The sequence below is a fragment of the Herbaspirillum sp. UBA812 genome, from assembly GCF_002296545.1.
Lineage (GTDB): Bacteria > Pseudomonadota > Gammaproteobacteria > Burkholderiales > Burkholderiaceae_D > Herbaspirillum > Herbaspirillum huttiense.
The window spans coordinates 7,770-12,282 of sequence record NZ_DBIC01000265.1 but is presented as its reverse complement, the minus strand read 5'-3'; the positions used below and the strand labels follow the sequence as shown (position 1 = coordinate 12,282).

6 protein-coding genes are annotated in these 4,513 nt (G+C 63.9%); 3 read left to right on the top strand and 3 right to left on the bottom strand.

The features are described 5' to 3' along the window. Positions 1-179: 179 nt before the first annotated feature. Together B3873_RS17945 and B3873_RS17940 are read right to left on the bottom strand one after the other, a co-directional pair. Entirely contained in the window at positions 180-968 is a 789-nt protein-coding gene (locus B3873_RS17945; RefSeq protein WP_286867744.1) for a 2-keto-4-pentenoate hydratase, read from the bottom strand. 29 nt (positions 969-997) lie between these two features. After that, a complete protein-coding gene (locus tag B3873_RS17940) occupies positions 998-1,453 on the bottom strand; it encodes a CopD family protein (protein ID WP_034334161.1) in 456 nt (151 codons plus the stop codon). A gap of 178 nt (positions 1,454-1,631) precedes the next feature. Here B3873_RS17940 and B3873_RS17935 point away from each other — a divergent pair, with 178 nt between their 5' ends. After that, positions 1,632-2,507 (top strand): MOSC domain-containing protein, encoded by an 876-nt coding sequence (locus B3873_RS17935; protein WP_121041580.1) that lies wholly within the window; start codon positions 1,632-1,634, stop codon positions 2,505-2,507. A gap of 74 nt (positions 2,508-2,581) precedes the next feature. Then, positions 2,582-3,748, top strand: a complete 1,167-nt coding sequence (locus B3873_RS17930; protein ID WP_051156534.1) for a branched-chain amino acid ABC transporter substrate-binding protein — start codon at positions 2,582-2,584, stop codon at positions 3,746-3,748. Positions 3,749-3,844: 96 nt separating this feature from the next. On the opposite strand, the gene B3873_RS17925 is transcribed toward B3873_RS17930, so the two are convergent. Next, positions 3,845-4,324, bottom strand: a complete 480-nt coding sequence (locus B3873_RS17925) for a hypothetical protein (protein WP_286867742.1) — start codon at positions 4,322-4,324, stop codon at positions 3,845-3,847. On the opposite strand from B3873_RS17925, the gene B3873_RS17920 reads away from it, so the two are divergent. After that, on the top strand, positions 4,323-4,513 hold a 191-nt coding region (locus tag B3873_RS17920; protein WP_286867740.1), incomplete at its 3' end, for a hypothetical protein. The genes B3873_RS17925 and B3873_RS17920 overlap by 2 nt on opposite strands.

Here is a 4,513-nt window from a genome sequence, read left to right as displayed (position 1 = left end):
GGAAAAGCGCCGCTTTGACGCCGCCGTGATCCGCAAGTCGCTGCGCCAGGAACTGGCGCGCCGCTACGAGGAAGTCAAGCCCGGCACGGACAAGGCCAACTGAGCCTTCCGGATCGCGCAATGGAAAAAGGGGATGAGCCTGCGCTCATCCCCTTTTTTGATTCCGGCCGGACTGGCGCTCAGTCCAGATGCACCACCACCGAGCCAAGCACGCCCAGCTCGGCCAGCACAGTCTGTCCTGCCCGCACCGGCATGGGCACGATGGTGGAGCCGGTAGCAACCAGCTGTCCGGCCGCCAGCGTCAGGCCGTACTCGCGCAATTCATTGGCCAGCCAGGTCAGCGCCATGCGCGGATCGCCCAGCACCTGGGCACCACTGCCGGTGCGCCTTTCACCGCCTTCGATGGTGGCCGAGGTCGCCAGCGCGGCCAGGTCCAGGCTGCGCCAGTCGATGCTGGCCGGTGCGCCCAGCACGAACTGGTCGGCACAGCTGTTGTCGGCGATCAGCTGCGCTGCGCCCACTTCGCGGAACAGGTCATACCGGGTATCGGGGATCTCGATGGCCGGATGCACCGTAGCCACGGCCGCCATCACTTCTTCCTGCGTGTAAGGCGTACTGCGTGGCGCGAGCGTGCTGGCCATGCGGAAGGCCACTTCCACCTCGGCCACGCGCATCAGGTTGTCGCCCAGCGTGATGCGGGCACCGCTGCGGTGAATGCGCTCGGCCAGCAGGCGGCCGGCCAGTGGCGCATCGACCTTGAGCAATTGCTGTCCGCCGGGGCCGGTGGCGGCGTTCTTCCAGCCGGCCAGCGGCGCGAAGCTGCGCGTTTCCAGGCGGCGCTGGATGTCATAGGCCTGACGCCGGTCCCCCGGCTGCAGATGCGCCGGCAATTGCGGGATGCGGCGGTTGTGCGCCCAGCAGTCCCACAGCAGGTCGGCGGCTTCCTGGCATTGTGAATCGGTCAGCACGGCGGTCTCCCCAAAATGAAGGCTTGTGTTCAGACGCTCAAGGGGCCGAGTGCGCCGATGGCGATGGTCAGCAGGCCCAGGCACAGGTTGATGCCTACCAGCATGCGCACCTGGCGCAGGGCGCGCGATGCGCGGTCCCAGTCTTGCTGGGCGGCCGCCAGCTTGAGGCGGCGGAAGGGGGCGAAGAAGATGTGGGCGAAGATCAGCATCATCACGATACCGATACCGGTCATGGCGTGGACATAAGGCGGCAGCTTGGCAGCGCCAGCGCCCATCACGGCCATCATGTGCAGGCCGCTGCCCAGCACCAGTGCGATGGCGACCCAGACCCAGATGAAGAAATTGGCCAGCACCGCCGCCATCAGGCTCAGCCGCTGCTCCGGATGCAGCACGCCCAGCGCAGGGCGCAGGGCCATGTGGGCGAAGAACATGCCGCCGACCCAGATCGTCAGGCCCAGCAGATGGAAGAATTTGGCAAACAGCATGGCGCTCCCGTCAGAAAAGTTCATATGCGTCCGTGGCGCATTGTCGCATGAGTGGGAACACGGCGTATCGTCAGCCGGGCGAAACCGCCAGCTTGTGGTAATGTCTTGCAGAAACTTCATCACTAATACTACTCATCGGGCGCTTCTTTGCGCCGCCATCCGGGGGGACGGTCACACCATGTCGAACACTAGCTTCAGCGGCACCACGCTCAGTGCCATCTTCTTCTATCCGATCAAATCCTGCGGCGCGCTCTCCCTGAGCCGCGCCGAGATCAGTCCGCTGGGCCTGGCGCTGGACCGCCACTGGATGCTGGTGGACCGCCAAGGCCAGTTCCTGACCCAGCGCACGCATCCGGCGATGGCCTGCATCACGCCCGCTTTCGAGGGCGATGCCCTGGTGCTGCGTGCGCCCGGCATGCCAGCGCTGCAGTTGGCCGCCGCCGGCCAGGATGGTGCCACGCTCGCTGTCAAGGTCTGGGACAGCCGGGTCGAAGCGCTCGACCAGGGTGAGCAGGCGCGCGAGTGGTTCTCCGCCTACCTGCAGGATGACGCCCGCCTGGTGCGTTTCAATCCGGCCGTCAAGCGCGCCTGCAGTACCCGCTGGACCGGCGAGCATCGTGCCACGACGCAGTTTTCAGATGGCTATCCGCTGCTGGTGATCGGCCAGGCCTCGCTGGATGACCTCAACGCCCGGCTCGCCGCCAAGGGCGCACCGGCCTTGCCCATGGATCGCTTCCGTCCAAATCTGGTGATCGCCGGTTGGGAGGCCTATGAAGAAGACTTCATCGATACCGTGCGCCTGGGTAGTGAAGACCGTCCGGTACAACTGAAGCTGGTGAAGCCTTGTGCAAGATGTCCGATCCCCGGCATCGACCAGCGCAGCGGCCAGCGCGATCCGCAGTGGCCCAATGAACCCATGGACACGCTGGCCACTTATCGTGCCAATGCCAGGGTGAATGGCGGTCTCACCTTCGGCCAGAACGCCATCGTGATCGGCGGGGAGGGCGGCGTGATCGAGGTCGGCCAGGCCTGCGAGTGGGAACTGAATTTCTGAGCGTCCCGGCGGGTAGCCCCGTCAATCTCAATCCAAACTCAAGCCATCTCGGCAGTACCGCAGCAAGGAACAAGATGATCAATGCATTGCGACAATCCCTCCTGCTCGCCCTGGCTCTGGCGGGCGCGGGGTGCTTTTTTGCCAGCGGCAGCGCTGTGGCCCAGGCACGAACCGTGCTGATCGGCCTGGCCGCGCCCATGAGCGGCCCGTCCGGCAGCACGGGCGTGAGCCTGGAACGCGCCGCCCAACTGGCGGTGGACGACATCAACAACAGCAAGCCCGTCATCGCCGGCGAGCCGGTGCTATTCAAGCTGCTGCCGCAGGACGACCGGGCCGATCCGCGTACGGGTGAGCTGATCGCCGATTACTTCGTCAAAAGCAAGGTGGCCGCCGTAGTTGGTCACTGGAACAGTGGCGTGGGCATCCCCGCCGCACGCATCTATGCCGCTGCCGGCATTCCGCACGTGGCCCCCGCCGTAACGGCCCCGGCTTACACGCAGCAGGGCGACGCCAGCGCCTTTCGCATCGTGCCGCACGATGGCGAGGGCGCGCGTCTGACCGCCGACTATGTCGTCCGCGAGCTGAAAGGCGTCAACGTCGCCGTGATCGATGACAGTACGGTGTTTGGCTCCACTTACGCCGATGAATTCGTCAAGTCGCTGACGACCTTGCAGGGCAGGGTCACGGGACGCTATGCGGTGAGCAGCAAGACCTCCGACTTCAACAGCATCCTGCGCAGCATCCGCGACAGCCATCCCGACGTGGTCTTCTTCGCCGGACTCGATGCCCAGGCTGCGCAACTGGTACAGGACCTGCGGCGTCTGCAGATCCGCGCCCCGCTGGTGGGGATCGGTGGACTGGTGGGGCCGACCTTTCTCAAGCTGGCCGGTGCCGCCGGGGAGGGGGTGAGCGTGGTGGAACCGGGACTGCCTTCCTACAAGGGCCCGCAGTGGAGCCATTTCGAACAAGCCTGGAAGGCGCGTTATCAGGACGAGATCTATCTCTATGCGCCCTTTGCCTATGATGCCGTGCGCGTCATTGCGGCCGCCATGCGCGAGGCCGATTCGGTGGAGCCGGCCAAGGTCACGGCCAGTCTGCACCGGATTCGATACAAGGGGATTTCCGGCACGATTGCCTTCGATGCCCAAGGCAACTTGCGCGATCCCGTATTTACCTTGTATCGCGTCAGTGGCGGACGGTGGCGCGTCGTGCGCAGCATCGGCAATCCGGACAGGAGTTGAGGGCGATCGAAGAATTCGAAGGAAATGCTCGCTGCCAAAAACAATGCCGCCCGGATGAACCGGGCGGCATTGCTGTTTGTGAAGAGCAGGGGGGGCTTACTTCTTGGGACGTCCCACCTTCAGCGGGGTCAGGCTGCCGAGGATGTCCTTCAGTTCGTTGATCTTGAGGTTCTTGATCAGCGACACGCCGATACGCAGCAGATCGCTCTTCTTGATCTCGACACCGGACTTCAGGCAGGTCTTCTTGACCTGGGCCAGCACGGCGTATTCGTTCTCGGGCATGGTGAAGCTGTCGCGCACTTGCTTGACCTTCTTGGCCTTGGGGGCTTTCTCGACTTTTTCTACCTTCTCTAACTTCTCGGCCTTGACCGGCTTGTCGGCCTTTTCAGGCTTGGCGACTTTCTCGACCTTCTTGTCGGCCTTGGGGGCTGCCGGTGCAGCGGCCGGCTTGGCGGCTGCGCGAGTGGCGGGCTTGACGGCTGGTTTCTTCACCGCGGCGGGCTTGGGGGCTGCCGGCTTGGCGACAGGTTTCTTGGTTTCGGTTGCTGCTGCTGCGGCTTGAACTCTGGTGGCCATGAACGCTCCTCTGAAAATTGATATAAACAATATATATTTTTTGCGCCTTTGCCGCAACATTCCCGCCACTCGGCAACGATTTCATCGTCAGATTTCTCGTTTGCAAACGTTTTCAGGGGGTGCGGTGACCACAGCATACGCGCCTGGCCCCGATTGCGGCGAATTAGAACGCATCTCACGCCTATTGAT